The organism is Actinomadura bangladeshensis (genome assembly GCF_004348335.1).
GTDB classification, from domain to species: domain Bacteria; phylum Actinomycetota; class Actinomycetes; order Streptosporangiales; family Streptosporangiaceae; genus Spirillospora; species Spirillospora bangladeshensis.
Genome location: NZ_SMJW01000497.1, coordinates 1 through 2254 on the forward strand (window position 1 = coordinate 1; position 2254 = coordinate 2254).

Below are 2254 nucleotides of genomic sequence, written 5' to 3' on the forward strand. Positions count from 1 at the left end.
CCGCACCAGGCGGAGCTGGACACCTGGACCCATCTGGTCGGGATGTACGACGACACCACCAAGAAGCTGCAGGTCTATGTCAACGGCGACGCCGGGACGCCGAGCCCGCAGGTGCCGGCGGCATGGAACGCCACGGGCGGGTTCCAGATCGGGCGCAGCCTGTGGTGGGGCCAGCCGGCCGACCACTGGCCGGGGCAGGTCGACGATGTCCGGGTCTACGACCGGATCCTCTCCGTCGCGGAGATCTCCGGGTTGTATCAGCAGGCCCCCGTCCTGAATGCCCGGTGGAGACTCAACGCGGCGGCCGGAGGCGTCAGCCCCGGCGAAGCCAAGGACGGTGGGGCCGCGTCTCCGCTGATGCTGCGCAACGGCGCGGCGATCTCGGCCGGCGCCGGCTTCGGAGGCCCCTTCGTATCACCCGCGGGGCTGCAGTTGAACGACGTGCTCGGCGCCTACGCCGAGGCCGATCCGGCCGTCACGGCGGGCGGCGATGCGCTGCTGTCCACCGATGAGAGCTTCACCCTCACCGGCTGGGTGCAGAACCTGCAGCGCCCGCAAAGCGCGGCCACGGTGTTCTCACTGCCGGGAAGCCAGACCAACGCGTTCGCGCTGCGGTACGTCCCGGACGCCGCCGAGCCGGCCGACCTCGGTGCGTGGCAACTGGAGATGAACAATGCCGACCTCCCGGCCGGCGACGCGTCCCATCCGCAGCGGCTGACGAGCAATTCCGCCTATACCGAAGACGACTGGGACCATCTGGCGATCGTCTACGACGCGACGAACCGGACGATGAGCCTGTACATCAACGGCTCCACCGTCAACGGCACGGATGGCGACTCCGAAGCGGGAGACGTGCGCCCCTTCAAGGCCGCGGGGGGCTTGCAGGTCGGGCGGAACGCGTTCGGCGGCAACGGCGCGGGAACCGATTTCTGGCCCGCCGCCCTGGACGACGTCTGGCTGTACCGGGGCGTCCTGAGCCCCACCCAGATCGCCCAGCTCGGACAGGCGATCGAACTCGACACCGACGACGGGCCCTAGACACCGCACCCATGCGCGGCGGACGCCTCCGCCTCCCCCGGAGGTGCCCGCCGCCAATCCCGGCACAACGACGATTTGCGCCCCGACGAAGGGTTCGGGGCTGGAGCAGGCGCGTGGGCGCAGGAGGATGCCGTGAGAACAGGCCGCAAGACCCTGGTGCTGTCCCATTCTCGGACGACGCGTGCTGCCGCCGCGGTCATGGCCGTGACACTCGCCGGAGGGTTGCTGACGGCGACGCCGCCCGCGCTCGCGGAACCACCCGGCTCACAGCGTCCCACCGTCAAGGACCATGAGGACCCGGTCAAAGGCCATGACCTGAAGGTCCGCCCCCGGAAGAAGCCGACGTTGGAGCCGGGACCGGCGGCCAAGGCCACCTGGCCCGAGCCCGGCACCGGCGAGGTCTCCCTATCCGCGGCTTCCGAGGCGGGGGTACGGGCCGGTGCGCTGCCGGTGCGGGTACTGCCCGCCGGCGAACATGCCGCGCGCAGCGGAGTGGGGGCCGCGAAGAAGGTGCGGGTGTCGGTGCTCGACCACGCCACCGCCGCCCGGACCGGTGTGGACGGGCTGGCGTTCACTGTGGCGCGCACTGACAAACCGCAAGCCGGCCGGGTCGGCGTCGAACTCGACTACGCCAAGTTCGCGCAGGCGTTCGGCGGCGCCTACGGATCACGGCTGCGCCTGTACCAGATGCCCGCATGCGCGCTCAGCACTCCCGACAAGCCGCAATGTCGGCTGGCGGCGCCGCTGGATGCCGTCAACGACACCGGCGAGCAGACCCTTACCGCGCAGGTGACCGCCGCCCCCGCCCGAACCGCCACGACGGTCCCCTCCGCTGTCCCGGCTGCGGCGTCGCAGTCGGTGGGGACGCTCCTGGTAGCGGCGGCCGGGGAGTCGGGCCCTCAGGGCGACTACAAGGCGACCTCGCTGGAGGCGTCGGCGACCTGGCAGGCCGGCGGTAACGGCGGCGACTTCATCTGGTCCTATCCGATGCGGGTGCCGCCGGTGCCCGGCGGCCTCGCCCCCAGTGTCGCCGTCAGTTACTCCTCGGGAAGCGTGGACGGCAGGACCGCCAACACCAACGGGCAGCCGTCCTGGGTCGGTGAGGGCTTCGACCTGTGGCCGGGTTACATCGAGCGGCGCTACAAGGCATGCGAGGACGACGGTGCGCCCAAGGACGAGTGGGGGAACTCGCCGGGCGATCAGTGCTGGGGATATG

1 protein-coding gene and 1 pseudogene are annotated in these 2254 nt (G+C 71.1%); both read left to right on the plus strand.

Annotated elements, in window-relative coordinates; all coding sequences use genetic code 11:
* Window positions 1-1038: LamG domain-containing protein (locus E1284_RS40305; protein WP_131945376.1), on the plus strand; the 1038-nt coding region annotated here is incomplete at its 5' end.
* A 132-nt stretch (window positions 1039-1170) separates the two neighbouring features.
* Window positions 1171-2254 (plus strand): annotated as a pseudogene (locus E1284_RS40310) (hypothetical protein); the annotation flags it as partial.